We start from the raw sequence: 25772 nt of genomic DNA, 5'->3' as shown, positions 1-25772 counted from the left end.
CGGATTCCATATGCCCGAAATTTGCCTGATTCAGCCTGCCGGAGAGCCTTTACATCTTTCGGAAGTAAAGAATGACCGTCGAGTTGATGATGATGCCGACGATGCGAAGATTCGGTCACTGATCTCCGCGGCGCGCCAGGCTGTCGAATCGAAGACGCGCCAGCAACTACTACACGCTCGCTGGAAGCTGGTGCTTGATACCTTTCCCATGGCGGGCTGGGGTGCGATGTCGCCATTTCGTGCATCGGTGAGTATCCCTGCATATGCTATCCAGTTGCCACATTCGCCAGTGGTTGACGTTATCTCGATTCAGTACATCGACATGTCCGGCGAGCTGCAAACAATGCCGCAGAGCGATTACGTGGTCAATTCCGCGTTGATGCCAGCTATCATCACACCTGCGTTCGGCAAAGTGTGGCCAATTCCTCTGCCGCAAATCGGCTCAGTCATAGTGATCTATGATGCTGGGTACGCCTCACCAATTACTACGGCATTCGCGAGCGAACCAACGCAATTCAAGGTAAGCGGCCCGGTCACGTGGACAGTCGGTGCCCGAGTGAACTTCTACAACTCCGGGGGGCTACTGCCAGCACCGCTCGATGCCGATACTGCCTACCTGGTCGCTAGTGCCGCGAATGGCGCTTACACGCTGATGGATATTGATGGCAACCCGATCGCACTCACGTCTGATGGCACGGGACGGAGCTTTATCGGCGTCGTGCCAGATGGGATTCGCAGCTGGATGTTGTTGCGGATCGGCTCGTTGTATGAGAACCGCGAGGAGGTGGCCGTCGGTCAGCGCATTGTCGTCCTTGAGTTGCCTTTTGTTGATGGGCTGCTTGATCCGTATATTGCGAGTACCTACTGATGCGTGCGGGCGACCTCCTCCATCGGATTACTCTGCAGCAGCGCAGCACTGCAGCCGATAGTCTTGGCCAGCAGGCGACTACCTGGTCTGATCTATTCACTATATGGGCTTATATCGAATCGCTGACTGCTCGAGAGTTGCTTGCAGCACAAGCTGTGCAATCTGAAGTAAATCACCGTATCACCGTTCGCTACCGCGCCGAGTTCGCTAATCCAATCTCAGTAGCAGCAATGCGGGCCATATACAAAGGGCGTTATTTCAATATTAGCGGGGCGCTCAATTTGGATGAGCGCAATCGGACGATTGAATTGCTGGCCAGTGAGGGCTTGAATAATGGCTGATCTGAGTAATGTGGCAGGGCTGAAAGAAATGCAAGCCAACATTGAAAAACTGAATGCGCGCCTGCTTAGTGAGTTGCCGCAGATTGTCATGGATGCTGCCGCGATCGTTGAGCGAGAGATCCGCAGTCGCGCCCCCGTGCGAACCGGAGCACTCGTTAGCAATCTTGACGCGGTCAGTGTCCACGATGCGAATCATGCTAGCGCAATCGTGCAGATTGAAAAATCAGACAAAAATGGCATTGAGCATTACGCAATATTTGATGAATATGGAACCAGTAAAGAGCCGGCAAAGCCATTCTTTCGACCTGGTATAGAGGCGGGAAAGCAGCAAGTTGAATCTCAATTGAAGCAAAAAATTCTAGATAGTGTGAATAAGGCTGATGGCTTATGAGTATTCAAAACCAGCTATTTACTCTACTGTCTGGTGGCGCTACGTTGGCCGGTGCACGCATTTATCCGCTAACTGCTCCCGATGGCGTGGTGAGGCCTTATATCACCTATCAACGCATTTTTAGCAACTCGGAAAATGTCCTATCCGGTAGCACGAACCTATTCAACACGCGAATGCAAATCGATATGTATGCATTGATTTATTTCGATGCAATCTCCTTGGCTGCTCAGGTCGACTCACTGATGTCCAGTTGGATCGTGCAAAACGTCTCACTTCTTTCGCGGGACTTTTACGAAGACGCCGTCAAGCTTTTCCGAGTGAGTGTCGATTATTCAATCTGGCATTAAGTAAACATAATTTCATCAACAACCCGCCATGTGCGGGTTTTTTTATTTAAAGAGGCTCGCGCATGACAAGCTCTGCAATCTCGGCCCAAGGTAGCACCTTGAGCATTGGTACTGGCACCGGTGGCGCTAAAAACATTACCGCTATCGCGCTCGGCAATCCAACCATTCTCACCATCACGGCGCACGGCTTCAATAATGGCGATGTTGAGACACTAGCGGGTTTGGCTGGTGCTGATGCCGCACTGTTGAACGGGTTGAATTTTACTGTCAAGAACAAAACAACAAATACCATCGCGATTGATGCTGATACGACAGGCAAGACAATCACTGCGGCAGGTACTGCTACGCCAGTAACATTCACGCCAATTGGCAACCTAAAAGATTTCTCCGGCTTCGATGGTTCCGCGTCTGAGATTGACCGAACTAATATGTCTAGCGTAGCAAAAGAGTTCTTGCTTGGTATTACTGACCCAGGGCAGTTTTCTATCAATATCGACTATGACGGCTCTAACGCAGGTCACATTGCATTGCGTTCGAAGCAGGGATCTGGGGTTATCTCCAATTTCCAGCTCACCCTGCCAAATACTAGTGTCATTACCTTTACCGGCTTCGTGAAGAAATTCAGTCTGGCAGGTGGCGTCGATGCACTGGTAAAAACAGCCGTTGATATTCGCATCTCTGGACCAGTTTCGGGTCTGTAATTCTTTATTCTTAAGACAGGAAAAAGCAATGAGCTTTGACAAAAATGCGTTATTTGCGGCAATCAAGCCGAAAACAAAGGCCGTCGAAATTGACGGATTTGGATCGATCACGGCAAAGCAATTGTCGGTAACTGAGGTTAGCGGGATTCGCACCAAACTGAAACAGGCGAATGGCACCGACGATGCCTTCGGCTTGAGCCTGGTGGTTTTATCCTTTGTTGATGATGAAGGAATGCAAGTATTTACTGAAGGCGATCTGGATGCACTGGCAGCGTCGAGCAATGCTGAGGTCGAGAAGTTGGTGACGGTTGCACTGGAGCTGAGTGGTTTCAAAAAACCGGCAGACCAAAAAAACTAAGGGATGACCCCGAGCGCCTCTTTAGGTTTCGCCTGGCGCTCGCCCTTGGCATCACGCTGGGTCAAGTAGATCAATTGCCTTACGAGGAATATCTTGGATGGCAGGAATATTTTGCGGTTGAGCCCGTAGGTTCAATGGTTCATGATTATGCGCAAGCTCACATCGCATCGATCGTTGCTAATGTGAATCGAGATACGAAAAAACGCCCAAATGCCTACACGCTAGACGAATTTTTGCTGTTTGTCCGTCGCGATAAGGTTGATGAGCCGACGTTGCTGCATGATCCTGACGCTCAGTCAGAGCTCATCAAGAAGATGCTTTTTTGTAAGAAAAATTAATGGCAGTCAACGGTATATCCTTTGTTGCGCTATAGTCAGAAAAAACAAGGGGGATTGATGAAAACAAGGATGAAGTGGTTTTTGGGCGCATTGGCACTCTCGGCTGCCGTTGCAGCGGCGGCAAGTGGCGGCAATGGCTCCGGACTGATCAAGCTGTTGATGTTGTTTTTTGTCGTCTGGCTGGCCTGGCGGTTCTTTGTTTTTCTATGGCTGCTATTCAAGCCAGTGCGCGCGAGAACCAAGCATTTTGTCGACCCTATAAATGAGCGCGTTGATGCAACATTGCGGAATTCTGGACTCGGAAAACTTGTCAGCGTATCGAACAGAGTGTACGCGGGGTTGGATGCTGCGGCGCAAGAGACTCAAAATTCCATCGATAAACGTAATGATTTAGCACCAACCCAATATGCTCCCACGCCAGAAACACACATAAAATGCCCGGACTGTCGGGAGTTGATATTTAAAGACGCTCAGATTTGCAGGTATTGCAGATGTAAACTGGTGCCTCAGTAGGATGAGAAAATCGACGTTGTAATTCGATGTAATTAATTAAATTTAAACAAAGCACCTTCGCACCTTCGGGTGCTTTTTTATTGGGCAAATACAATGTCACTCGGCAATCTCTCCGTCAAAGTTAGTGCGGACGTAGGTGGCTTCACATCTTCGATGGACGATGTGGCTAAGTCCGCACAGTCCAATATGGGAATGTCCGCCAGTTCGGTGGATGAGTTTCGCCGCAGCCTATTGCAATCATCCCTCGATATGCAGAAGGCTGCACTGGCCATGGGCGGCGACATGCAGGCTGCGAATGATGCGATCTTGGCAAGTTGTGCGCAATCTGAGGAGGCGATCAAGAAATTAGCTGAGACGCCAGGTGATTCCGACTTCAAGTCAACGGGAGAAAAAATCGCAACAGCTATTGGCGTAGGTGTTGGCGTTGGAATTGTTGGTGCGCAGACAGCATGGCAAAAATTCATGGAATGGACCAAGGCAAAGGCCATTGTCACCGGCTTGGTGATTGGGGCGGCATTTGCTGCGATCGGCCTCGGGGCGATCTACACGGCGTATAAGATCATTTCAGGATCGATCGGCTTTATCGCTGGATTGATCACTGGCGATAGCTACAAGAGCGAGAGTATCGATGCCCTGATTGAGGCAAACAATCAGATCAAGGATATTCAAAATTCGCTGTACGTGACTGCGCAACAGGCTGCTGCTACCAATGCTGCTATCGCTGCTATCGGTGTCGATAAAGGCGATTACATCAGTGTTTTCAAAAATGCGGAAACCACGATCCGCGCCAACACGGATGCATTAGACCGCCTTGGAATTACATACAAAGATGCGAAGGGCAATCTTCTTCCGCTGTATGAGGTGGTAAAGAATGTTAATGAAGAGTTAGATAAATACACTGTTGGATGGGATAGGAATAGCGCAGCAACCGAGATCGGCATCGGCACTGCCGCGCAGGTTGCAGCTGCAGCATCGGTGACAAAAGAAAGAATTGCTGAGGCAGCAGATCGACTGAATGACTACAACCTCGGGATCGGCGATGAATCTCAGGCGGCAGTGAAGCGCTACGAAGATGCAATGCGCGACTTCAACCGCGAAACTGATTTGACCAGTCAGGGATTCAAGCGAGCCTGGGCCGATCAGATCATGCCAGTTTTGACGGACTTCGCAGAGTTCTTCAAAGATGGATTCCCATTGGCCGTAAATGCGTTTCGCTATTCGATGGCAACCATCACATCATTGTTTTATGGGCTAAAGACAGTCGTCTACATGGTCGCCGAAGCCATTGTCGGCAGCATATCTGCGATCGGCCTGGGCTTGGAGGGCGTTGCCACTGCTGGCGCAAGTGTTCTTAAAGGTGACTTTTCGGGTGCGAAAGAAGCGCTGGTAAGTGGGTGGACTGATGCCAAGGCCAGATTAGGACTAATTGGCGACAACATCGTCGCGCAAGCGCGGCACAATGCGGACGCGATGCGTGCCGCCTGGGCGCTTGATGATCGCGGTGCTTCGGCTGCCGACACTGTCAGAAAAAAGGGTAAGACATATGTGCCAAAGCCCGATGATCCAGATAAGCCAGCTGCCATAGTAAAGGACCCCTTCAAAACAGCGATGGACGGACTGAATGCAACGCAGGCAGGTATCGATTATGTTATTAAGCACTTCGACGAGTTTGAGGGCAAGGTTAGAGAGTCGAAGGCCGCCATGGCGGAATTCGATGTGACGATGGGTAAGTTTTCGGATAGCCAGCGTGCGTCGGAGGGGTTTAGCCCTCTAACTAGTCAGCAGAAGTCTGATTACATCGCGAAGAATAAGCTAGTTCAGGACGGCCTAGAGCTTGAGCGGCAAATGCAGGTGTTGCGTAAATTTGATAAATCTACTGATGCATTCGACTACAAGGAGCAGCAGCAACTAGACATTCGCCGGCAAGACATTGATTGGATGGGCAAAGGACAGACTGAACTTGCAAAACTCACCGAGGCACGCCGGATCGATGGCGAAGTGTCGGCAATGATATTTGCAACCAATGCGGAACTCGGAAAAAAAGGATTGAAAATATCTGATGATGAAATTGCGAGCATCCGCGAGAAAGCTGACACCGCCAAACTGGCAGCTCAAGACCTGATTCAAAGGCAGTTTGATAAATCTCAGGACCCGTGGTTTAACGCTGCCGAGTCGGTTCGTAAGTATGGCGAAGAGGCTAGTAATGTTGGTGGGCAAATCGGAAGCACGATGACAGGTGCATTCAAATCTGCCGAAGATGCCGCAGTGCAGTTCATGATGACAGGCAAGTTATCATTTACTAGTCTGGCAAATAGCATTTTGGCTGATTTTGATCGCATGATTATCAAGAAGCAACTAGCGAAACTTTATGACATGGCTTCATCAGGTGGTAGTACAGGGATGGGGCTGATTGGCACCGCATTGAATGCATTAGGAGTCGATTTAAGTGGAGCAACGCAAGGCGCCTCTGCCATGGCTGCGATGGATGGTGCGGGTGGATTTAATCTTGCTGGTGGATTCTCTCAAGGCGTAACGGACATGGCGGCCATGAACGGTGTCAATGGTTTTAGTCTTATGGCAGGCTTTGCGGGAGGGGGTGAGCCTCCGCTGAACGTGCCGTCGATGGTCGGTGAAAAAGGGCCGGAACTTTTCATTCCACGCGGTGCTGGGACGATCATTCCGAATGATCAGCTGCGCGGTAGTAAATCGGATCAATCCAGTCAGCCGGCCAATATCGTCATCAATATTCATGGCAATAGCAATGCCCCGGATGTACGTCGCGCGGCCGGACAAGGCGCACGCGAAGCATTGCAAGCAATTTCTGGCGCGCAGCGCTACGCCTAGGGTTCAAATGATTACTCAAGCAGAAATAAGAAGCCTCCTTACTTACAATGAGGCGACAGGAGTGTTCTCGTGGCTAAAAAAGCATCGCGGGTGTCGCAAAGATTTGGTTGCTGGGAGCGTTAACAAAAAGGGGTACGTGACGATCATCATAGCGGGAGTCCGTTATTACGCTCATAGGCTTGCGTGGCTCTATATCACCGGAGAGTTTCCTGTTGTGATGATTGATCACAAAAATGGGGATCGAGCCGACAATCGTATTTGCAACTTGCGTCTCTGCACAATGTCTCAAAATGCCAATAATTCAGGTATGAAGCCATGCAACACTAGCGGATACAAAGGCGTTAGTTGGAGCCGTGAAAAAGGGAAATTTTATGCACGCTGTCGTGCCTTGGGCAAGGTTTGCTGGCTAGGATATTTTGAAACAGCCGAATCTGCTTCCGCCGCCTACACGAACTTTGCTAGCGCCGCTCACGGAGAGTTTTTCAATTCTGGGAGTGCTGCTTAATGAATGCATTTCTGGAAGAGCGACTGCCTGGCGATGCGTTGATTGGTGCGCTCTATGCTGACGAGTACAACGTCGAGATCACGCAAACCAGCAGTGGGCAGGAATACCGACGCATCGTGCATCCGTTTCCAGCCCGTCATTTCAGTGTCACTTATCGCTTGGAGCAAGCGGATCTATGGACCCGCGTATTGGGTTTATATCACCGCTCTTACGGTATGTTTTCCGGGTTCAGAGTAAGCACCATTGATGATTTCTCGACCAACGGCAATACCGGTACGCCTACTGCGACTGATCAACCTTTAGCCTTGGTGTCAGCTGGTGTCTACCAGTTGCAGAAGCAATATGGCAGCGGCAGCACGCCATTGCCGATCGGCTTGCCAGTAAGGACCATCTTTAAACCGGTTACTGGCACGGTTGTGGTCGGTATTAGTGGAGTTGCGCTGGGCAGCGGCTGGACTGCGGATACAACGACTGGATTGGTGACCTTCGCTGCTAACAAGACGGCCAATATTACTGGTATTACTCAGGCGGCATCCGCCATCGCGACCATTGGAGCGCACGCCTTTGTCGTAGGTGATTCGGCATACTTTAGTAACGTGGTCGGGATGTCGCAGATCAATACTTTACGGGGTCTCGTTACGGGCGTGTCTAGCACGACAATTACGGTCCAGATCGATTCAACCCTGTTCGGTGCTTACGCAAGCGGTGGTGCGGTCAATAGCCGCCCGCAAATTGGGGAGCCTGTCACGGCCGGTTGTCAGTTTGATATTCCATGTCGCTTCAATAGTCGCATCGATGTCAATTACCTGGCACCGAATATTCGTGACACATCGACCATCGATATTATGGAACTCCTCGCCTTATGAAGTCTCAAGTAGCGAATTACGCCACCCGCACGTTATGCCTGCGCATCGTGCCAGTAGTCGGAGCTGCCGTATGCCTGACACATTACCCGCGCAATCTCATAATGAGTAACGGCGCGGTGTATTTGACCAATTCCGGCTATGAGTTCACCGGCTATACCGCCGCTTCTGGCACATCGCCAGCGATGATTGATGTGCAGGGCATTGCAGGTATCGCTGGCATCAGCAAAGCCGCGATTGCGTCCGGCGTCTTTGATAACGCCCGTTGCTACTTGTTCGCGACAAATTGGGATAACCCGATCGAGGACTATGAGCCGATAGTCGCGTCGATTTTTGGCAAAACGACTTTGACCGATGATAAGTACCAGATTCAGGAAATGGCGCTCATCGATGCGCTAAATCAATCGGTCGGGAGGACCTACACAGTGACATGCCAAAAAACGTTTGGCGGGCAGGAATACGCCGGTTGCAAAATCGATCTAGGCCCACTAACCGTGACCGGCACTATTACGTCCGTCACCAGCAACACGCAATTCGGCGACGCTGGGCGCAGCGAAGCGATTGATTATTTCGGCGCTGGCACGATTCAGTTCACGAGCGGAAAGAACGCTGGCTTAAAGCGGCAGGAAATTAAGTCATTCAATGCCGGCGGCGCGATCGTGACGTATGAGGCGTTCTATTACACGCCTGCTGTGGGTGACACGTACACCATGATTCCCGGTTGTCGCAAACGTAGCGCCGATTGTAGTGATAAGTGGCACAACATCATCAATCACGGTGGCTTTGCGAATATTCCGACCGGCTCACAATATGCACAGATTGGACAAGCAGGATGACCGCCGACGACATCGTCGCCGCAGCGCGCGCTGCACTCGACACACCTTTCCAACATCAGGGGCGCATCGCTGGTCTGGCATTGGATTGCGCAGGGCTGGTCGTGCACGTGGCACGCTCTATCGGCGCACCCTATACCGACGTGCCAGCGTATGGCCGTTCTCCGCACCAGGGTCTATTGCAAGCCACGCTTGATGGTAATGAAGGCATCGAACGCGTGATCGATCGCCAAGCCGGTGACATCCTGCTGATGCGCTTCGCCAGTGAGCCGCAACACCTGGCGATCTGCGCGGGCGATACGATGATCCATAGTTATCTGAATGTCGGCAAGGTCTGCGAGCATCGTCTGTCATCGATGTGGGCCGCAAGGATCGTTGCTGTGTATCGTTTCAAAGGACTCGCATGAGCGTCGGTCAGGTAGTTGGCGGCATTGCTGGTGCGGTCGTTGGGTTCTTCGCAGGTGGCGGCCCACAAGGGGCGCTTGTTGGTGCGCAGCTCGGCATGGGCGTCGGGGGCATGGTCGATCCACCCAAAGGACCGCACATCTATGGCCCAAAGTTAACCGATCTGACCACGCAGACCAGCACTTATGGCGCCACGATTCCCCGCATTAAAGGTACTTTTCCCGTTACCGGTAACGTATTCTGGCTAGAAAACAACCAACTTAAGGAAACGGAAAATACCCAAAAACAAGGCAAGGGCGGCGGCGGTTCGGAGACCACCACCTTTACCTATAGCGCGACATTTGCGGTGGGACTGGCCGACTGCCGGATGGATGGTCCGATTGCCGGCGTGCGGCGTATCTGGCTAGGCGCGAATCTGATCTACGATATCGGATCCAGCGACATTCACGCCATGATTGCCAGCGCGGAGGCGGCTGGTAATTTCAAGATCTACTACGGCGACGATACGCAGTTGCCAGATCCGCGCATGCAGGCCGCGCTCGGCGTGGCGAACACACCGGCCTACCGCGGCTTGGCGTATATCGTGTTTTATGATCTCCCGTTAAAGGATTATCAAAATAGTTTAATCGGTGCGCAGGTCAAGGTAGAGTTGGCATCATCTGCAACGATGAGCGACGTTGCGTCGACAGTGATTGTCTCTGATACCAGTGTTGTGTCGAGTAGCGGGGTAACCGTCTTGGCAAACACGATACCAACATGGGCATCTATCTATGGTGCCTCATGGATCTGGGATGTGGCAGCACAAACCAATGGCACCGCAGATAAGCACTTGACGTTTACCAAGCAATTTACACCAGTAGGGGCAGCGGTATCTCTTGAGGTTGCCTGTGATAACACGGTTGATATCTACTTTAACGGTAATTTGGTGGGGAGCGCATCGGATTGGGCATCTGTAGCGACATTTGACTTATCACGATATGTTATTTCCGGCGTCAATACGCTGTCGTTCCGATGCACAAATATCTGGGAAAGTAGCCTGCCGCCATCGTCGCTGGGCAATCCGGCCGGACTCATCTTCAAGATCACGATGGCCGCCACGTCGATCATCGAGATGTATAGCGTGCCGCTCTCGACGGTCGTCAGCTCAGAATGCCTGCAAAGCAAGTTGCTCACAGCATCCGACATAGATGTGACTGCACTTACAAGCATGGTACGCGGGTATGCGATCAGCTCCGTTGCGGCAATTCGTAGTGGCTTCGATCCCTTGATTGGGGCGTGGCCGTTCGACGTGATTCAATCTGGTTACAAAATTGTCTTTAAACCACGGGGCGGGTCATCGGTCGTCACGATTCCAGCGGCCAAGTTGGATGCGCGATCTGCGAGTAGCCAGCCCGGTGTCCAGATAACGAATGCGCGGGAAATGGATTCAGTGCTGCCAAGCAAAGTGGCTGTGAAATATCTGGATAGTGACCGCGAATACAATATTAATGAGCAGTATGCCGAGCGGCTCAATACGCAATCGATCAACGTTAGCGCGGTCGATTTAGCCATGGTGCTCAGCGCAGATGAGGCCGCGCAAAAGGCTGAAATCCTGTTATACCTGTATTGGTTAGAGCGGGATGATGTTTCATTCCATTTGCCGCCTGAATACAATTACTTGGAGCCGTCCGACGTCACTACCATCACTGCACCGGATGCAGCCTATGAGTTACGTCTGACGCAAATCAATTGCACGCCCGACGGTCGATTGGAGTGCCAGGCCAAATACAACAGCGCGGCGGTGTACACCTCGTCGGCAGTGGGCGGAACGGGCACAGCACCCGAGCAGACACTGACGATCCCCGGTCCTACGCAATACGAGTTATTGGATACGCCATTGATGAATGACGTATTTGACACGGCGGGATTCCCAGTGGCAATGTCGGGTTATCTGGCGGGATGGCCTGGCGGCATCTTGATGCGCTCGGATGATGATGGGCAGGTCTGGAACCAGATACAAGGGTTTTCCAGGCCGGGGTCATTAATGGGTTACGTCTTCAATAGCCTTAGTGCGCATTCCGGTTTGTCGATTGACAAGGCCTCGGTATTGTCGGTGACTGTTAATCAACCCTTGTCGAGTGTCACTGAGCTACAAATGCTGAATGGCGCGAATCATTTTGCCTGCGGGATGGATGGCAGGTGGGAAATTATCGCAGCCCAAAACTGTGTGTTGCAGGCGGACGGTTCTTACATCCTGACCGATTTGCTTCGGGGACGCTTTGGTAGCGAGTGGGCAACAGGCTTGCATGCAGCGAACGACCACTTGGTTTTACTTAATACCGCCAATTTGCAATTTATCGCCAGCAATCTTAACGTGATTGGTATGGCCCGTAGTTATCGGGGTATCACGACCGGGAAGACGTTGGACTCGGACAGTGATCGTACGATGACCTACCAAGGCGTTAATTTGAAATGTCTGTCGCCCGTATACTTGAATGGAAATCGTCATCCGACGACACGTGATTGGACGTTGACCTGGATTCGTCGCACACGCAAGGGCGGCGAGTTGCGTGACCTGGTGGATGCGCCGTTAAGCGAGGTGAGTGAAGCGTATTCGATCGATGTTTTTACGGATGGGACTTACCTGACGGTGAAGCGTACACTGGCAGCAACTGCGCCAACCGTCGTGTATTCCAGCGCCAACCAGGTTGCTGACTTCGGCAGTAATCAGGTCACGCTGTATGTAAAAATTTATCAGTTATCCGCTACAACCGGACGCGGATACCCGTTGATCACCCGCATTACGCGTTAAATATATTCGACTAGCTTAAACGTCCTTCGGGGCGTTTTTTGCGTTTACAGGAGCCTACTTTGGCAAATAGCAGCAGTAATATTGATCAACTGAGCCAATCGCAGTCCTCGAAAGAAATCACGATCAACGCATTGCTCGACGCGGCCAGTCCGGCAACGCTTTACGGGCGACGGGAATCCACCACCTCCGGACTGTCGTGGGGTTATTACGGCGGTACCATCATGCTAGGTAGTACCACGACACAGATTGCGAATGGCACGCTAACACTCCCTGCAAATGCGACCAGCTATATCCAGGCGAATCCGAGCAGCGGAGCGGTGACGAGTAATACTGTCGGATTTACCGCGGGGTATTGGCAGATGTATATCGTCGTTGCCGGCATATCAACCATTTCAAGTTACACAGATAATCGCGTGCTTGGACAGAGTTTAACGGGCGTTGGATTTGCTAACCCAATGAGCGCATCGGGCGACATTATTTATGGTGGCGCAGCTGGTGCTGCCACACGATTAGCAAAAGATACGGATGGTACGGTATTGATGCTTGCGGGCGGCTTGCCCGTATGGTCCGCAGCGCCCTGGATGACGAACCCGATGACTGCTGCTGGAGATTTGATATCCGGCGGCGCGTCTGGGGTGGCGGAGCGACTACCTGCTGGTACAACCGGGCAAGTGTTGACAATTGTGGGAGGCGTTCCTGCATGGGCAGTAGCACCCGGTGGCGGCTCCGGCGCGACGATTGGCGCAGTCAATGTCTTTACGCGGAATCAGAGCGTCGATCCTTCATTGCTCACCTCTGGATCCTCAATTGCGGTCGATGCATCCTTGTCCAATAACTTTAAACTGGTATTGGGTGCAAACGCGACACTCGCCAATCCTACCAATTTGACCGACGGCATGGTATTGAACGTCCGTATCAAGCAGGACGCTACCGGCAATCGCACGCTTGCCTATGGAAGCGCTTTTAAATTTCCCGGCGGCACGCCGCCCATATTGTCCACTGCTGCCAATGCGGTCGACCTGATGAGCTGCTATTACGATAGTACCGATGGCACGCTGGCCTGCAACCTGTCGAAGGGGTACGCATAATGTTTGCTTGCGGCCCCGTGCTGTTATCACCGCATGTATCAGCTGCGACCAATGCCTATGCGGTCGAGGTTCTTTCAGACCTTCCGATCGCGTATTGGAAACTTGATGAATTGTCTGGTACTGCAATGACAGATTCAAGCGGACACGGCAGGAATGGGTTATACGGCGGTCTTGTCGCGCTCGGCAATCCACCGCTTATTACAGCGGGAAAATCTATCAAAACAAGCACTACCGGCACGGCAACAGTCGCAACTGCGCCGAATGATGCGGCGTTACGGTTACCTGGTGACTTTAGTTTGGAATTTTGGATAAAGACAGGTGCGACGACAGGTAACGTTTTATCTATGGAGCAGGGAGGGGTGAATTATCCCTCGTGGCAGCTTGGCCTCAACTCTTCTGGCTGCATTAAGTTGGAACTTCGTACAAGCAACGGCGGGTCAATAGCGGCACTTATTGCGACTAGTGCGATTAACGATAACGCTATACATCATATTGTTTATACAAAAAATGGGAGTCTTGTAACGGCATATGTTGACGGCGCTCCTAATGCCACGGGTTCTTTTACGGGCCCCCCTTTTTCTTCAACGGACCCGGTTTCGGTAGGCTGTTCGTATGCACCGGGGTATGACACTAGCGCAATGATTGGTTCGTTGGACGAAGTAGCCATTTACGATACGGCATTGTCAGCAGCGCGCGTGTTGACGCATTACACAGCGGGTATTGCACCGTAAAGGGTGTGGGATATAGCCACATTCGTTCTTTTTTGCATCGTGGAATGGGATAACAGAAATAATCGGCACAACAGAAATAATCGGCACAACAGAAGTAATCGGCACAACAGAAGTAAAGAGCTACTACGCCACCTTTCGGTGGCTTTTTCATTTCCGGGGCAAATAAATGGATGCTGAATTTCAGCGGTTACTAATGTTTTCCATAGAAGGCCTGTTATCGGCTTTTAGTACGGTTATCTGGTTTTCTTACCGGGATCAAAAAGCAAAAAACGAAGCTACACAGAGGGCGTTGGATGAATACAAATTGCATGTTGCGGAGAGTTACGTGACACAAAATGTGCTGAGCAAAGCAGTTGAGGGGATCGCCAAATCCCTCGAATCATTTAGTCAGTCTATGGATAAGAAATTAGACCGCATTGAGTACAAGTTGGATGGAAAACAAGATAAAGGGCAATCATGAATTTTGATCAGGCGATCGAGCGCGTGCTTAGCCATGAGGATGGCTATGTGAATAATCCTGCGGATCCGGGTCGTGAAACGAAATGGGGTATTAGCAAACGCAGCTATCCGAACGTTGACATCAAAAATTTGACCAGGACACAAGCGATTGACATTTACCGACGCGACTTCTGGAGTCGCGTGCACGCTGACGAGTTGTTCGGCGGAGTGGCATATCAGTGCCTAGACTTCGCTGTGAATAGCGGCATAGAGACGGCGATTCGCTATCTTCAACGCGCTCTTAACGTTGCCGATGATGGACATTGGGGGCCGATTACCGTAGCGGCTGCAAAATCAATGACCGAGACCGACCAGATCATGCGACTCAATGCTGAGCGCCTGGATTTCATGCGTAAGCTGACGGGTTGGGCATCTTTCAGTTCTGGCTGGGCGGGGCGGATCGCTGGCAACCTGCGTTATGGCGCGGTGGATGCCTGATTGTCATATTTTTATAGGTATTTAACATGACCGCAGAACACGTAACAGGTGAACATTTAAAAAACGATACTTTGACTGAATCAGTATTCTATCCAGATCATAGTTTGCAGCGCACCGAGTCAACTTATTTTCTTGCGGCAAAACGGCAGATGAAGCTGGAGGGCGGGTATGCTTGCTCGACGTGCGGCGATACTGAAAAAGTTGAGTCCCATCATCGCTTCTTTGAATACTCGTTCAAGGAAGCCATCAACTGGCAGTGGATCAAGGATGTGGCCACCAACAAAACTGACGTTATGTGGTCGCACAAGCTGGAATGCATCGTGCCGATTCCAAAGCGCCATCCTATTTGGGACTTGATTCGTTTGACTCAGGGTTTTGAGTGGTCCGCGCTCGACATTAAAAATTCGCTTTCATTCGTTGATTCAATCTACAACCAACTTCCTCTGTGCGAAACACATCATCGAGGGAAGTTTCACGGGCGCCACGAGATTACTGACCCGGAATGGAATGTGCAGGCGTTTTTGATCAAAGGATTTATCTATTCCCCAGACGAACTTCGCGCACTTCATAAGCCAATCGAGGTATGCAATGTTTAAATTTTTTCGCGACATCACGTCCGACGAGTTTGGTAAAGATTCCGACCTGACGTCGGTTGCCTCGGTGATTGGCTTCGTTGTGGGCATGACGCTTTACTTGCTCAGCCAGTTCGCATGGACCATGTCATGGGTGCCGCACTTCGGGCTACCTGAATATGCGATTGGCTTCGCGGCCCTGATTGGCGCGATTGCGACGTGTCAGCGCTTGAAGCCAGCTGCAGTCGTTCAGGACGTTTCAAAAGAACCATAATTCTCATCGGGTATCACCGGTCTTTGCAGCCGCCATATGGCGGTTTTTTTTCGTCTCACCACTTAGGAATCACTATGAAACGTTTCGTTATCGCTACTCTTGCTGTCGTGGTCCTGCTTATTTCCGGTTGCGCACTACCGGTTCAGCCACTTACGCCTGCGCAGATCGTCGCCCAGGTGAATATGCAGGTATGCCAAGTTATTCCCGCGATCTTAGTGGGTGTACAAACTCCGGGGCTGGCGATTGATCCATCGCTTCAGGCAAAAATTCCAATTGCTCAGAAAGACATTACTGACGTTTGCAGTGCTGGCGCAACTATCAATCCAGCTAATCTCCAAACGCTTGCGACGTCGGCGCTGCCTATCATTTTGGAAATCGTGAAAGCGGTGCCGGGACCGCAGCAAGATACCGCCGTTGCCACGATCACCGCTGCGCAAATACTGTTACCCATCTTGATTGCGCAAATACAGGCAATGCCGACCACAGCCGTGGTGACTGTCACAAAATGAGCGCGTTTCTGTCCAAGTTGCAAATGGAGAACGCGACCGACATGGACGATGGACTATGGATACTGACTGCGCCATTGTTCTATCAGTCCGATGTTGCGAAGCAAACCTTCATCGTTCCGAGGGGCTTCAAAACGGACTTGGCCAGCGTGCCGCGCTTGCCAGTCGTATTCTTGCTAGCTGGTGCGACCTCAAATGAGGCAGCGGCGCTGCATGATTTTCTGTACTCCACACACCCAGTGACACGTAGTGTGGCTGATGCGGTCCTGAAAGAGGCGTCGGCAGTAACTGGCGTTCCGGTATGGCGGCGCTGGCTTATGTATATTGGGGTGAGGATCGGCGGCGCGTCACATTGGGATCCGGTAGCGCCGATTGAGCCGCCAGAGCAATCACTCGGAGGCGCGTGATAACGTTAATCACCCCCTCGAGTATCTATTCAATATCTATTCATATTGAGCGATATTTAGGCAACTCTACTCGTTGTTGGGTTCAGGAGTATCTATTCAGCTACAGACGCTCAGGCCAATCCCTCGGACACTTGGGGAAGTGGGGGGGGTGCAATCCTTGGCATCAATACAACTGGCTATCTATCCAGTTGTACGTGGGCGAAATTTGGGCGAAAACACAGTCCATTTCAACCCTTTCTAAGCCAACTCAATTATCGCCAAGCCCGGTGTTTACGTGGCTTGGAGAGGTTTGGAATGGTGGAGGCGGCGGGAATCGAACCCGCGTCCGCAAATCCTCTACAGACAGTTCTACATACTTAGTGTTGTCATTTAATTTAGCCCAGCCGACGTGGACACACACACTTCGTTCAGGCGAGTTACCTAAATTTAACTTTTAATCAAGTAACCCGATCAAAAGCGATTCCCTGTAAATGACTCCACTGCTGTTTTACCAGCCCACCCCAGGGACGAGATGGTGTAGAGCAAGTCAATTACGCAGCTAGTGCGAAATTGTCTTGTGCGTACGAGTTATCGTTTGCAGTTATATATTTTCTGGTTGTATTTACGAGGTGACCAGCCCTCGGTATGCCCTGCTCTGCTTTGTAACCCACGTCGAAACCAGGTCGCCCCCAAACAGAAGAGTATTGTAGCGCAATTCGGGCTGTCCTTGTAGACGACTGCGTCAACGCGTTTTGCATGCCTCTGTGATGAGGAAGTTTGTCGTGCAAAATAACGCTTTTAACTAAAAGGGTAAGTTGTTTTGATAGATTGAAATGATGCCTCTCGCAAAAGAAGATTGCGGGGTTGGCTAGTCGAAATATCTGTTTGACTGCATCGAATATACCCATTTTGGGGAGCAGTACGCTATTCTTTGTCCTAGGTCAGAGGCATCGTTCGATACGCTGTCTTCTACGTAAGTGACGAAGGTTATACTTCGCTTAGTTAACAATCATTGCCAATAATAATGCGCTATATTTTTTCTGCACTCATCGCTCTTGCATTGTCAGGATGCGGATCATCTACATCAGGGCCGTCCGAAAAGGTCGCTAAAGTTCAGCGCGACCCGGTCAAGGTCGCCGAAATTGCTGACCAAAAACCAAGCAGCAAAGCACCCGTCGTCAAGGAGGATCCAGTTGGTTTTGGGACGTTAGTCATTTTGCGTGACCCTAGCCATCCTACTGCTGGATGTATGATCGGCGTGTACCTGAACAAGCAATTGGTCAACCAATTTGATGCCGATCAGAAGGCGACATTTATTTTGCCTGCGGGCGATCAGGTCGTCACGGTGGAGAATTCGGATGGACGCACATCGTGCGCCATCGCGCCGGGTGAGCGCAGCCAATTAGTGTTCAACATCAAGGCTGGCGACATTAAAAATGTGCGTGCCCAATTGTTGCCGGGAAAAGGCGTCGTGATTGAGGCGACCGCCCGCTAAATCCAGTTTTGCGTACTTTACGATAACGCTATCTCGTCTTGGCTATGCTGGGACGAGATAGCGTTTTTGCGTTATCTCAGGGCAAAATCTACCCGAGTCGGTGCACCTTTGTCTTTAATCCCATCCGCGCTGAGCTTTGGTGCGATCAGGAAGATCCGCTCCAATGGAATCTTGCTCTTCGTTTCCAGATAACTTCGTACTGCTTGCGCGCGCTGGTCTGCTAATGACCGCAAATCATCTGGGGTTACCTTGGTATTGGTTAGAATCAAATGCTCCATTTCTGGGGCGGGCAAGGATTTGGCGAAGCCGATTGCATTGCGTGGCTTGTCGAATTTTTCGCTTTTATAAACCTTTTCCATCAATTGCGTTTTGTCGGCATCAGTCAGCGCAACTTCTTTCGTTGCTGATGGCGACGACGTGTCGACATCAGCATCGTCTTCTGCTGCTGCGTCGGGTTTCGCTTTGGTGCCGCTGCTCTTTTGTTTTAGCGCAGCCAATTTGCGGTTCAGGATTTCCTGACGTACGCCTGCGGTATCAGCTACGGGATCGACTCGGCCAATGATGTCGAGCTTCAACGCAGGACGGTCTAGCAGCGCCTTGGTGAGGGTGTCGAGTTTGGCTTTGGTATCAGTCGTCAGGACGGCGGAGCCGGGTTTGAATTCGGCATAGCCGAGTTCATCGCCGCCGCCGAATGCAGAACTAAGCAGGGCGAATGGCGATGTCACTGCTTTGACGATGAGATTAACAAAAACCCGCAGAATAATGCCGCCAACTGAGAACTTGGGATCGGATAGCGAGCCAGAAATCGGCAGATTGATATCGATCTGACCATTGCGATCTTTTAGCAAGGCGACAGCTAAGCGGACTGGCAGTTTGGTGGCACTGGGACTATCGATTTTGTCGCCAAATGTTAGCTGGTCGATGCGGACATGATTTTGTGCGGTCAGTTCTTGTTCTTCGACTTTGTAATTAACATCCATCGATAGCTTGCCTTTGACGATTGCATAGCCCGCATACTTGGCTGCGTAGGGCGTCAAGCGCGGCAGCTCGACGCCGTTCGCGCTGGCTTTGATATCCAGAAACATGGGTTTGAATAACGGATTGAGCGATCCCGAAATAGCGACCGGTGCATCGTCATCGATTTTACCGTTGATATCGATAGGGGCAGGGGCCGGTTTGTCGGATGCTACTGCGCCGATGCTGCCGTTCATGCCCGTCATGTTGGCGGTGTAATTGGGTTTGATGAAATTATCGGTGAAATTAATGTTGCCATTTTTGAGCAGCACCTGACCAATCCTGATGACCGGTGCGTTGGCTTTTGGATCGGGCGCTGTTAGCGGTATTGCCGCGCTATTTTCTTTGGCTACCTTGCCGTCGCCGGCGTCCGCGACGGCGGTGGTTTCTTTATTTGGCGTGGCTTCATTTGCCGCAGCGGGATTGGCAGGGCTGGCTTCGCTCTTTTTTGGGCCGGAGGTTGTCGCTGGCTCGGTGACGACGGATTTATTGCCCGCTTTAGAGACGGCAATATCTTGCAAATTCAACCTGCCTTCTGGCGACAGAATGGCACGTGCATAAAAATCATCCAGCGCGATTTTGCCGAGCGTAACATTTTGGCGTGGACCATCAATGCTGGCGTTAATCCCGCTGACATCAAGCGATTTCCATTTTAAAAAGTCTGCGCCATTTTCTTTATCAACTACGCGAAAATTCGTTAAGCGCAGCATGCCGTTATAGCGTGCGATCAGGTCTTTTTTTCCCTCTGGCGGCGTTAGCTGGAGTTTACCTTTTGCATTTGCCTGACCCGTTGTCAGCGTCACGTTTAATAGCTGAGTGAAATATGGTTGCAGCGCGGCAATAGGCAGCCCCTGACCATCGATAGCCAGATCAAGCGACTTGAACTGCGGCGCAGCGCTGCCATTAATCGTCAATTTCCCACTTTTGTTAAGTTTGGTGACTAGTCCAATTTTGACGGTTTTGTCGCGCTTGCTGGAGATGTTATCCAACGTTAAATTAATGCCATCTGCCCGCAACTTTACTGCTGGCACAACAGCATTATCGTTATACGTAATGGCACTGTCGGTGATGGTGATTTTGGCGAGATTGGCGACCCATTCCGGGCCGCTTGCCTTGGTTGCCGGTGCTTTTGCGGCTTTGCGGGTCGGAGCAGCGGTGTTGATAAATTGCGCAAGATTAATATTGCCTTTGGCATCGCGACGCACATCGGCTTGCATGCCGACGATGTTAAATGCGGTGGCGTTGAAGGTGGCATTTTGTGTGTTGACGCTAGCGTCTTCGAGTTTGATTTTTTTAATCAATACGCTACCGTTAGCACGCGATTTGGCGGCGAGCTTTGCGTCGCTGACTTCTGCTTCAAATTGGTTTAACGCTACCGTACCGCCATTGATCGTTACCAACGTTTTGAGCGAAAGCTGACCTGATAGATCTGCCGATAATGTTTTGTTGAGGTAGGGCTGAAAGGGCGCTAATGCAAGCTCGGCAATACTGGCCTGGCCGTTGACGGTGGCAGTTGCTGGCGTAACCTGACCGGCAAATTTGATTTCTTGTGTGCCGTCTGTGCCTGTCGATAACAGCACATTGGCCGGTTTAGCATTCGCTGCAAGTGACAGGTGGCTGACATCCAGCGTCAGATTTTTTAGCTGGGTGTTGAAGGCGGGCGACGCATTGGCGGCATCAGACCAATTGATTATCCCATCGTGAATGTTGAATTGATTCAGCGTAAATTGCGGCGCTGTGGCGCTGGCTTTTACGACGGGTTTGTTGGCATCAGAGGCGCTATCGGTCGGCGCTTTCGCTGCGCCGAGGGCGCTCCAATTCAGGCTGCCATCCGCTTGCAATGCCGCCCATACTTCCGGCGATTGCACGTTTATTTTCCCCATCGCAACGCTGGCGTTGAGTAGATCCAGTTTATTGATGTGCGCCTCGATCGATTGCGCTTTGAATAATGGTGCTGCATGCATGTCGGCTAGCGCGATGTCATTGAGTTTAACGTCACCGGACAGATTAATTTCGGGCTTGTTTTTATTGCGTACGAAGGTCAGGTCAAGATTGGTTGATAGCTTGCTGCTCTGGATCGCCAGAGGTAAAGGGACGGGCGAGAAGCCGACATAACTGGCTACATCAAGTTGATCGATATCAATCGCCAACGCTGTATCGAGTGTGCTGGTAAACGGTTTGGTACGTCCTTTAAGAGAAAGCGGCGCACCGTTTACCTTCATAGACAGACTCGGCTGAACAAAGATATCTACTGCGCTTTGGAAGTTGGAGATGTACGGTAAGCCGACGTTTAGCGCGACGATATTGACATGCTTGTTGGTCACTTTATCGTCAAAGGTGATGGTGCCATTTTCTAATTGGATATTCGAAATTGAAAAACGCGTTTCTCCTTCACTCTTGGGTTTCGCCAGAATGCGGTCAATGATGTCAGAGAAATTGTAGCGACCAATGCCTTCGGCGCTGGTGCGAATAATGTGGACGCTGGGTGCCGACAATGTCACTTGCTGTAATACCGGCGCTAATCGAAAAATCGATGTGGCGGAAGCATTGACCAACAGTTGTTTCGCTGAAAGGGCGGGAGTGGTTTTGTCCGTTTCATAAAGCGTGAAATCGGCGACCGTCAGGGTGAGGGTAAGCGGATTAAAGCTGATCTTGCCGATCGTGGCTTTGCGACCAAGTTGCTGCTCGATCTGTTGCTCTGCAACATGTTTTGCCAGTGGCGGGACACCAAGCCAGGTGACGAAGGCTAATACGGCAAGCCCGGCGACTGTGAATCCAGTCCAGCGCACAGTACGGATTAACCAGCGTGGGCGGGCAGAAGTTGGCATAGTGATATTCCTTGCTGAGCAACAAACAACAATATACTGCGAGACAGTCAATGTTGGCTAGCGTGAAGGCGATATCCTTGGCTATCAAAGCATATTGAGTAAGATTGGTGCTATCTGTGGATGGGCATTTTTGCCAGCACCGCACTGGTGCTGGCTAGTGCCGGTTTATTGTTGGCACCAGGGCCGTGTGGCGTTATTGTGCGATTGAATGGCGTATTAGATCGGCTAGCTCGGCAGGAGAGTTGGCGAGCGCGTCTGCTTCCCACGAGATCGGTGCAGCATGACCGCAATAGCCCCACGCTGCGGCCACAGTCGGCATGCCAGCGGCGCGCCCGGCCTGAATATCACGCAGATCGTCACCGACATACCAGCATTCGTTTGGTTGCAGATTAAGACGCCGCGCTGCCTCGAACAGCGGGGCTGGATGCGGTTTTGGGTGTGCGGTCGTATCGCCGGAAATGACGCAGCCAGCTTCTTGCAGTCCGATTTGCGGGATCAGCAGATCAGTGAAACGGGCCGCTTTATTAGTAACGATTCCCCATGCGAGCCCATGTTGCAGCAAATCCTGAATGAGTGTGGGGATGCCATCGAACAGGCTACTTTTTTCTGCTAACGCTTCGGCGTAGTTGTCCAAAAACATCACACGCAATGCTTCGTAGCCATCTTCGCCCGGCTTAATGCCGAATGCCGCGCCGATCAGGCCGCGCGCGCCAGCAGAGGCGAATGGCCGTAATCCCTCATAGGCGGTCTCGACAAGGCCACGTTCACGTTGAATGCGGTTCATCGCTTCGGCCAGATCCGGTGCGGTGTCGGCAAGTGTGCCATCAAGATCAAAGAGAATCGCGCGGGGGATAGTCAGGGGCATGATATTTAGGGGAAATAGGTGGCAAAAAATACGCTGATTGTGATTGTGAAGGTGAGGGGCTGAATACGTTTTGGGCGCCCTTGCTTAGGGCGCCGATGCGCTGGGTGCTGATGCACGGATACAGCGGCAAGTTCGCCCTCATTACTTCTTCACATCAACAATGAAGCATATCGAAGAAACGTTGTCAGCATAACGATGCGGCGGGTTGCCGCAACTTTATGCTGGTCGGGTGCAGGCAATCAGATAGTTGACGTCAACGTCCTGATTGAGCGAATAGATGCGTGTAATTGGGTTGTAACTCATCCCTTTGAGGCTATCTACGACCAATCCGGCGTTGCGTGCAAATTGCGATAGCTCGGCAGGGGTAATGAACTTGGTATAGTCGTGCGTCCCTTTGGGTAACATGCCCAATAGATATTCCGCGCCCAGAACTGCGAACAGATAAGCTTTTGGATTGCGGTTAAGGGTCGAGAAAAAGACTTTGCCGCCCGGTTTAACCAGCGTTGCGCAGGCGCGGACGATGGAGGCCGGATCTGGCACGTGCTCCAGCATTTCCATGCAGGTGACGACGTCAAATTGACCGGCTTCGCGCTCAGCCAGATCTTCTGCGGCAATTTTTTCGTAGCGTACCTGGACCCCGGATTCCAGACCATGCAAATCGGCGACTTTTAAGGCTTTGTCCGATAAATCGACGCCTGTGACGTTGGCCCCTTTTTTCGCCATCGATTCGGCGAGAATACCGCCACCGCAGCCGATATCGACAACCTTTTTGCCTGCCAGCGGGGCGCGTGCATTAATCCATTCGAGTCTAAGCGGATTGATTTCATGCAAGGGACGAAATTCAGCATCCGGGTCCCACCATCGATGGGCGAGATCACTAAATTTTTGGAGTTCTGATGGGTCTGCGTTCATGGATGTAATGATAGCTGGAAACGTCCACTTTGCGAATATGCTTTAACAAGGAAGTCTTGTGCTTCTGAGTAAACTTTCTAGAGAGCACTAACTGGATCATTCGGTTGTTGTGTCAAAGAAATGCATGGCAAGAAATTAAGACGAAAAAAAAACCCTGCCGAAGCAGGGTTTTTTGAATCAGGCTAAATCGATTACTTGGTTGTACCAACCACTTCGATTTCAACGCGACGGTTTTTAGCGCGGCCAGCAGCGGTCTTGTTATCAGCGACCGGTTGTGACTTGCCTTTACCTTCAGTGTAAACGCGGTTCGATTCGATACCTTTGCTTACCAAATATGCTTTGACAGCTTCAGCGCGACGGATCGACAGTTTTTGGTTGTAAGCAACTGAACCAATCGAATCTGTGTGACCAACAGCGATGATGACTTCCAGGTTCAACTCACCCAGTTTCGACGTCAGGTCATTCAGTTTTGATTTGCCTTCTGGCTTCAGGACAGCTTTGTCGAAGTCAAAGAATGCATCAGCAGCGAAAGTAACTTTTTGTGAAGTTGGTGCAGCAACTACTGGAGCTGGTGCTGGTGGTGCAGGCGGTGCTGGCGGAGCAGCTTGTGCCAATTCACCATCACAACCCGGTACTGAATCAGCAGGTGTCCAGTAACCGGTATGCCAGCAAAGACCGTATGGATCACGAGCGATAGTGCCGCGCGCATCTTGTACGTAGGCACTAGTAGGGGTTTTAGCTTGGATATCTTTTATTTCCTGCGCGGAGGCAGTCAGTGCGACGACTGCGGACGCAGCGAAGACGAGTTTTGCTAATTTATTCATGTTTCTCCTCTCGGTTGAGATATCCGCAGATTAACTGCGCAACTAATATACGACATCAAAAATTGGATAATACCACGTGGTTCCAGCCGTTACATGTGAAATTGGCTACATGCAAAGAACTTGCCATCATTCTGCCACAGGCTGCTATTGCTAGCGAAGTATGCCAAATAGGTAGGCCTACGTTTTTCATACTCCGTTGTTTTCTTGCAACATAACATTCTGAAAACATCTTTGCCGGATGCATCTTATATTGCTTTTGGAAACTATACGAATTATTAATATATTTAGTTTTTATTGCACGCTTATCGTCACGCGACGATTAGGACTAAAGCAACTAATAAGACTTTTATGTGGGAGTTGATTACTGCATGTTTTCACTTCTTGCGTGCTTCCGACACCATTTATATTCATTCTGGCAACAACCCCTTTGCTCTTTAAATAATTGGCAACACTTTGGGCGCGCTGTTCGGAGAGTTTTTGGTTATAACCGTTTGCACCAAGTTGATCAGTATGTCCCGTGATCGTAATGACATTATCCTTATTGCAACCATTTAATGGCGCCACGATATCGTTATCAATGTGCGCTTTGGCGGCTGCTGTCAGCGTGTTCTTGCCAAAAGAGAACGTTTGGTCACTACTTAGCGTAGTTAAGAAATTGCAGCTATTAGCTGTCACGGCGGTGTTGTCCGTATTTGCTGCCAGTGGATTGCTGACCAGATCCGGGGCGATCGCTTTCATGAAGGGCGGCAATAGTTCACCGTCGCATCCTGTCACCGCACTATCCTTATCCCAATAGCCGCTGCGCCAGCATAGTCCGAACTGGCTACGCGCGACCGGCCCGCGTGAATCCTGAAGATAAGCACTCGAAGGGGTATTGGCTTGTATATCGGTAGTTTGCGCGAGGACCATAATTGGTGCCGAGCTGAAAGCAATGCCTGTCAGCAGACTCAACGCGAAAAGTTGACGCATAAAATGTTTTCCTGAGGAATGACGGTTGCGTTAATGCAATGTTGGCAATAACGTGTCAATAACGCAATGGAGCTATCGTTATTAAAAGCGACCGTAAGTATATAGGCGATCGGATTAAAATCGATGGAGCAAATTTGACATGGCATTTAAGCATATTACCTGGCGTAACATATTATTTAGTCAACGTGCTCTGACCGCTCTAAGGTCGGGAAAAGCCGATTAGCCAGCGCCACGTGCTAAAATCACGCGTCTTATTGCGAACCTTTGGCTGCAT

The 25772-nt window shown here is 50.9% G+C and carries 28 protein-coding genes and 1 other RNA gene; 23 read left to right on the top strand and 6 right to left on the bottom strand.

What is annotated here, in order from left to right:
- Positions 1 to 10: 10 nt before the first annotated feature.
- The 22 genes from C7W93_RS15150 to C7W93_RS15045 all read left to right on the top strand — a co-directional run bounded on the left by C7W93_RS15150 (position 11) and on the right by C7W93_RS15045 (position 16612).
- Entirely contained in the window at positions 11 to 868 is an 858-nt protein-coding gene (locus tag C7W93_RS15150; protein WP_108441018.1) for a phage head-tail connector protein, read from the top strand.
- On the top strand, positions 868 to 1209 hold the full coding sequence (locus C7W93_RS15145; RefSeq protein ID WP_108441017.1) for a phage head closure protein: 342 nt from the start codon (positions 868 to 870) through the stop codon (positions 1207 to 1209). Before C7W93_RS15150 ends, C7W93_RS15145 begins: the two co-directional genes overlap by 1 nt.
- On the top strand, positions 1202 to 1600 hold the full coding sequence (locus C7W93_RS15140; RefSeq protein ID WP_108441016.1) for an HK97-gp10 family putative phage morphogenesis protein: 399 nt from the start codon (positions 1202 to 1204) through the stop codon (positions 1598 to 1600). The genes C7W93_RS15145 and C7W93_RS15140 overlap by 8 nt, the downstream gene beginning before the upstream one ends.
- Positions 1597 to 1947 (top strand): DUF3168 domain-containing protein, encoded by a 351-nt coding sequence (locus tag C7W93_RS15135; protein WP_108441015.1) that lies wholly within the window; start codon positions 1597 to 1599, stop codon positions 1945 to 1947. Before C7W93_RS15140 ends, C7W93_RS15135 begins: the two co-directional genes overlap by 4 nt.
- A gap of 98 nt (positions 1948 to 2045) precedes the next feature.
- Entirely contained in the window at positions 2046 to 2648 is a 603-nt protein-coding gene (locus C7W93_RS15130; RefSeq protein WP_225869898.1) for a phage tail tube protein, read from the top strand.
- 28 nt (positions 2649 to 2676) lie between these two features.
- Positions 2677 to 3006 (top strand): hypothetical protein, encoded by a 330-nt coding sequence (locus tag C7W93_RS15125; protein ID WP_108441013.1) that lies wholly within the window; start codon positions 2677 to 2679, stop codon positions 3004 to 3006.
- Between the two features lie 74 nt (positions 3007 to 3080).
- Positions 3081 to 3344: a DUF4035 domain-containing protein gene (locus tag C7W93_RS15120; protein WP_146177562.1), complete on the top strand. Its 264-nt coding sequence runs from the start codon at positions 3081 to 3083 to the stop codon at positions 3342 to 3344.
- A 21-nt stretch (positions 3345 to 3365) separates the two neighbouring features.
- A complete protein-coding gene (locus C7W93_RS15115) occupies positions 3366 to 3857 on the top strand; it encodes a hypothetical protein (protein ID WP_146177561.1) in 492 nt (163 codons plus the stop codon).
- A 93-nt stretch (positions 3858 to 3950) separates the two neighbouring features.
- Positions 3951 to 6701, top strand: a complete 2751-nt coding sequence (locus C7W93_RS15110) for a phage tail tape measure C-terminal domain-containing protein (RefSeq protein ID WP_108441010.1) — start codon at positions 3951 to 3953, stop codon at positions 6699 to 6701.
- Positions 6702 to 6708: 7 nt separating this feature from the next.
- Entirely contained in the window at positions 6709 to 7206 is a 498-nt protein-coding gene (locus C7W93_RS15105; protein ID WP_161539945.1) for an HNH endonuclease, read from the top strand.
- On the top strand, positions 7206 to 8072 hold the full coding sequence (locus C7W93_RS15100; protein ID WP_108441008.1) for a DUF2460 domain-containing protein: 867 nt from the start codon (positions 7206 to 7208) through the stop codon (positions 8070 to 8072). Before C7W93_RS15105 ends, C7W93_RS15100 begins: the two co-directional genes overlap by 1 nt.
- Positions 8069 to 8905, top strand: coding sequence for a DUF2163 domain-containing protein (locus C7W93_RS15095; protein ID WP_108441007.1), 837 nt, complete (start codon positions 8069 to 8071; stop codon positions 8903 to 8905). The genes C7W93_RS15100 and C7W93_RS15095 overlap by 4 nt, the downstream gene beginning before the upstream one ends.
- Positions 8902 to 9309 carry an NlpC/P60 family protein gene (locus C7W93_RS15090; protein WP_108441006.1) on the top strand — a complete coding sequence of 136 codons (408 nt, stop codon included), beginning with the start codon at positions 8902 to 8904 and terminating at the stop codon, positions 9307 to 9309. Before C7W93_RS15095 ends, C7W93_RS15090 begins: the two co-directional genes overlap by 4 nt.
- On the top strand, positions 9306 to 12098 hold the full coding sequence (locus C7W93_RS15085) for a phage tail protein (protein ID WP_108441005.1): 2793 nt from the start codon (positions 9306 to 9308) through the stop codon (positions 12096 to 12098). Before C7W93_RS15090 ends, C7W93_RS15085 begins: the two co-directional genes overlap by 4 nt.
- A 59-nt stretch (positions 12099 to 12157) precedes the next feature.
- Positions 12158 to 13186, top strand: coding sequence for a hypothetical protein (locus tag C7W93_RS15080; protein WP_108441004.1), 1029 nt, complete (start codon positions 12158 to 12160; stop codon positions 13184 to 13186).
- Positions 13186 to 13917 (top strand): LamG domain-containing protein, encoded by a 732-nt coding sequence (locus C7W93_RS15075; protein ID WP_108441003.1) that lies wholly within the window; start codon positions 13186 to 13188, stop codon positions 13915 to 13917. Before C7W93_RS15080 ends, C7W93_RS15075 begins: the two co-directional genes overlap by 1 nt.
- A 166-nt stretch (positions 13918 to 14083) precedes the next feature.
- Positions 14084 to 14377: a hypothetical protein gene (locus tag C7W93_RS15070; protein ID WP_108441002.1), complete on the top strand. Its 294-nt coding sequence runs from the start codon at positions 14084 to 14086 to the stop codon at positions 14375 to 14377.
- Positions 14374 to 14853 carry a glycoside hydrolase family 108 protein gene (locus C7W93_RS15065; RefSeq protein ID WP_108441001.1) on the top strand — a complete coding sequence of 160 codons (480 nt, stop codon included), beginning with the start codon at positions 14374 to 14376 and terminating at the stop codon, positions 14851 to 14853. Before C7W93_RS15070 ends, C7W93_RS15065 begins: the two co-directional genes overlap by 4 nt.
- Before the next feature lie 26 nt (positions 14854 to 14879).
- Positions 14880 to 15449, top strand: coding sequence for a hypothetical protein (locus C7W93_RS15060; protein ID WP_108441000.1), 570 nt, complete (start codon positions 14880 to 14882; stop codon positions 15447 to 15449).
- Positions 15442 to 15699: a hypothetical protein gene (locus C7W93_RS15055; protein WP_108440999.1), complete on the top strand. Its 258-nt coding sequence runs from the start codon at positions 15442 to 15444 to the stop codon at positions 15697 to 15699. The genes C7W93_RS15060 and C7W93_RS15055 overlap by 8 nt, the downstream gene beginning before the upstream one ends.
- Before the next feature lie 74 nt (positions 15700 to 15773).
- A complete protein-coding gene (locus C7W93_RS15050; RefSeq protein WP_108440998.1) occupies positions 15774 to 16208 on the top strand; it encodes a hypothetical protein in 435 nt (144 codons plus the stop codon).
- Positions 16205 to 16612, top strand: coding sequence for a DUF1353 domain-containing protein (locus C7W93_RS15045; protein WP_108440997.1), 408 nt, complete (start codon positions 16205 to 16207; stop codon positions 16610 to 16612). Before C7W93_RS15050 ends, C7W93_RS15045 begins: the two co-directional genes overlap by 4 nt.
- A 295-nt stretch (positions 16613 to 16907) precedes the next feature.
- Here the strand turns inward: C7W93_RS15045 and ssrA are convergent.
- Positions 16908 to 17282: a transfer-messenger RNA gene (ssrA, locus tag C7W93_RS15040) on the bottom strand.
- A gap of 333 nt (positions 17283 to 17615) precedes the next feature.
- On the opposite strand from ssrA, the gene C7W93_RS15035 reads away from it, so the two are divergent.
- The gene (locus tag C7W93_RS15035) at positions 17616 to 18086 is read left to right on the top strand and encodes a hypothetical protein (protein ID WP_108440996.1); all 471 of its coding nucleotides are present in this window, start codon (positions 17616 to 17618) and stop codon (positions 18084 to 18086) included.
- Positions 18087 to 18157: 71 nt separating this feature from the next.
- On the opposite strand, the gene C7W93_RS15030 is transcribed toward C7W93_RS15035, so the two are convergent.
- From C7W93_RS15030 to C7W93_RS15010, 5 genes are all read right to left on the bottom strand, one after another.
- Positions 18158 to 21928 carry a DUF748 domain-containing protein gene (locus tag C7W93_RS15030; RefSeq protein WP_108440995.1) on the bottom strand — a complete coding sequence of 1257 codons (3771 nt, stop codon included), beginning with the start codon at positions 21926 to 21928 and terminating at the stop codon, positions 18158 to 18160.
- Positions 21929 to 22121: 193 nt separating this feature from the next.
- Positions 22122 to 22793, bottom strand: a complete 672-nt coding sequence (locus tag C7W93_RS15025) for an HAD family hydrolase (RefSeq protein WP_108440994.1) — start codon at positions 22791 to 22793, stop codon at positions 22122 to 22124.
- A gap of 216 nt (positions 22794 to 23009) precedes the next feature.
- Positions 23010 to 23705, bottom strand: a complete 696-nt coding sequence (gene ubiG, locus C7W93_RS15020; protein WP_108440993.1) for a bifunctional 2-polyprenyl-6-hydroxyphenol methylase/3-demethylubiquinol 3-O-methyltransferase UbiG — start codon at positions 23703 to 23705, stop codon at positions 23010 to 23012.
- A gap of 191 nt (positions 23706 to 23896) precedes the next feature.
- Entirely contained in the window at positions 23897 to 24529 is a 633-nt protein-coding gene (gene ompA, locus C7W93_RS15015; protein ID WP_108440992.1) for an outer membrane protein OmpA, read from the bottom strand.
- 291 nt (positions 24530 to 24820) lie between these two features.
- A complete protein-coding gene (locus C7W93_RS15010) occupies positions 24821 to 25498 on the bottom strand; it encodes an OmpA family protein (protein WP_108440991.1) in 678 nt (225 codons plus the stop codon).
- Positions 25499 to 25772: the final 274 nt, after the last annotated feature.

The sequence above is a fragment of the Glaciimonas sp. PCH181 genome, assembly GCF_003056055.1.
GTDB lineage: Bacteria > Pseudomonadota > Gammaproteobacteria > Burkholderiales > Burkholderiaceae_D > Glaciimonas.
This window is presented reverse-complemented; position numbering and strand designations above follow the sequence as displayed.

What these genes read in the sequence shown, in the direction of transcription:
- C7W93_RS15150 (WP_108441018.1), top strand. Translation starts at nt 11, where the DNA reads ATGCCCGAAATTTGCCTGATTCAGCCTGCCGGAGAGCCTTTACATCTT.
- C7W93_RS15145 (WP_108441017.1), top strand. Translation starts at nt 868, where the DNA reads ATGCGTGCGGGCGACCTCCTCCATCGGATTACTCTGCAGCAGCGCAGC.
- C7W93_RS15140 (WP_108441016.1), top strand. Translation starts at nt 1,202, where the DNA reads ATGGCTGATCTGAGTAATGTGGCAGGGCTGAAAGAAATGCAAGCCAAC.
- C7W93_RS15135 (WP_108441015.1), top strand. Translation starts at nt 1,597, where the DNA reads ATGAGTATTCAAAACCAGCTATTTACTCTACTGTCTGGTGGCGCTACG.
- C7W93_RS15125 (WP_108441013.1), top strand. Translation starts at nt 2,677, where the DNA reads ATGAGCTTTGACAAAAATGCGTTATTTGCGGCAATCAAGCCGAAAACA.
- C7W93_RS15110 (WP_108441010.1), top strand. Translation starts at nt 3,951, where the DNA reads ATGTCACTCGGCAATCTCTCCGTCAAAGTTAGTGCGGACGTAGGTGGC.
- C7W93_RS15105 (WP_161539945.1), top strand. Translation starts at nt 6,709, where the DNA reads ATGATTACTCAAGCAGAAATAAGAAGCCTCCTTACTTACAATGAGGCG.
- C7W93_RS15100 (WP_108441008.1), top strand. Translation starts at nt 7,206, where the DNA reads ATGAATGCATTTCTGGAAGAGCGACTGCCTGGCGATGCGTTGATTGGT.
- C7W93_RS15095 (WP_108441007.1), top strand. Translation starts at nt 8,069, where the DNA reads ATGAAGTCTCAAGTAGCGAATTACGCCACCCGCACGTTATGCCTGCGC.
- C7W93_RS15090 (WP_108441006.1), top strand. Translation starts at nt 8,902, where the DNA reads ATGACCGCCGACGACATCGTCGCCGCAGCGCGCGCTGCACTCGACACA.
- C7W93_RS15085 (WP_108441005.1), top strand. Translation starts at nt 9,306, where the DNA reads ATGAGCGTCGGTCAGGTAGTTGGCGGCATTGCTGGTGCGGTCGTTGGG.
- C7W93_RS15075 (WP_108441003.1), top strand. Translation starts at nt 13,186, where the DNA reads ATGTTTGCTTGCGGCCCCGTGCTGTTATCACCGCATGTATCAGCTGCG.
- C7W93_RS15070 (WP_108441002.1), top strand. Translation starts at nt 14,084, where the DNA reads ATGGATGCTGAATTTCAGCGGTTACTAATGTTTTCCATAGAAGGCCTG.
- C7W93_RS15065 (WP_108441001.1), top strand. Translation starts at nt 14,374, where the DNA reads ATGAATTTTGATCAGGCGATCGAGCGCGTGCTTAGCCATGAGGATGGC.
- C7W93_RS15060 (WP_108441000.1), top strand. Translation starts at nt 14,880, where the DNA reads ATGACCGCAGAACACGTAACAGGTGAACATTTAAAAAACGATACTTTG.
- C7W93_RS15055 (WP_108440999.1), top strand. Translation starts at nt 15,442, where the DNA reads ATGTTTAAATTTTTTCGCGACATCACGTCCGACGAGTTTGGTAAAGAT.
- C7W93_RS15050 (WP_108440998.1), top strand. Translation starts at nt 15,774, where the DNA reads ATGAAACGTTTCGTTATCGCTACTCTTGCTGTCGTGGTCCTGCTTATT.
- C7W93_RS15045 (WP_108440997.1), top strand. Translation starts at nt 16,205, where the DNA reads ATGAGCGCGTTTCTGTCCAAGTTGCAAATGGAGAACGCGACCGACATG.
- C7W93_RS15035 (WP_108440996.1), top strand. Translation starts at nt 17,616, where the DNA reads ATGCGCTATATTTTTTCTGCACTCATCGCTCTTGCATTGTCAGGATGC.
- C7W93_RS15030 (WP_108440995.1), bottom strand. Translation starts at nt 21,928, where the DNA reads ATGCCAACTTCTGCCCGCCCACGCTGGTTAATCCGTACTGTGCGCTGG.
- C7W93_RS15025 (WP_108440994.1), bottom strand. Translation starts at nt 22,793, where the DNA reads ATGCCCCTGACTATCCCCCGCGCGATTCTCTTTGATCTTGATGGCACA.
- ubiG (WP_108440993.1), bottom strand. Translation starts at nt 23,705, where the DNA reads ATGAACGCAGACCCATCAGAACTCCAAAAATTTAGTGATCTCGCCCAT.
- ompA (WP_108440992.1), bottom strand. Translation starts at nt 24,529, where the DNA reads ATGAATAAATTAGCAAAACTCGTCTTCGCTGCGTCCGCAGTCGTCGCA.
- C7W93_RS15010 (WP_108440991.1), bottom strand. Translation starts at nt 25,498, where the DNA reads ATGCGTCAACTTTTCGCGTTGAGTCTGCTGACAGGCATTGCTTTCAGC.